This is a genomic window from Phytobacter sp. V91 (assembly GCF_965644225.1).
Taxonomy (GTDB): Bacteria; Pseudomonadota; Gammaproteobacteria; order Enterobacterales; family Enterobacteriaceae; genus CBFFRJ01.
Map to the genome: position 1 here is coordinate 1 of NZ_CBFFRJ010000312.1, position 534 is coordinate 534.

Annotated in this window: 1 protein-coding gene; it reads left to right on the forward strand. The window is 55.2% G+C overall.

Annotation, left to right across the window (positions count from 1 at the left end; translation table 11 throughout):
* Positions 1 to 522 (forward strand): IS4 family transposase (locus ACSZO4_RS25810; protein ID WP_437891925.1); only part of this gene is annotated, 522 nt, incomplete at its 5' end.
* Positions 523 to 534: the final 12 nt, after the last annotated feature.

Sequence of the window (534 nt, forward strand, 5' to 3'; positions counted from 1 at the left end):
TGCCGTGAAGCAGACCCGGAAGGTGCCTGCTGGCATCTGCTGACCTCAGAAGAGGTGGAAAACACGGAACAGGCAAGGGCCATAGTGGGTTATTACGAACGGCGCTGGCTGATAGAGGAATACCACAAGGCATGGAAAAGCGGTGGAGCACAGGTGGAACAGTTGCGGATGCAGACGCGGGACAATCTGGAGCGAATGGTGACAATCCTGGCGTTCGTGGCGGTGAGGGTGCTGGCGTTACGACAGGGAGGTGTGAGTGAGGAAACGCAGAACGAAAGCTGTGAGTCGGTACTGAGTCCGGAGGAATGGAAGTTGTTGTGGGTGAAGCAGGAAGGAAAAGCACTACCGGAAAGCCCGCCGACGCTGAAATGGGCCAGTTTGTCTCTGGCAAAACTGGGGCGATGGTACGACAGTAAACGAACAGGAAGACCCGGCTGGATAGTGATATGGGATGGCTGGTTCAGGCTCCAGGAAATGGTTGAAGGCTACAGACTGGCGATGTCTCTTGATCAGGAGATCTGATCAAGAGACAGC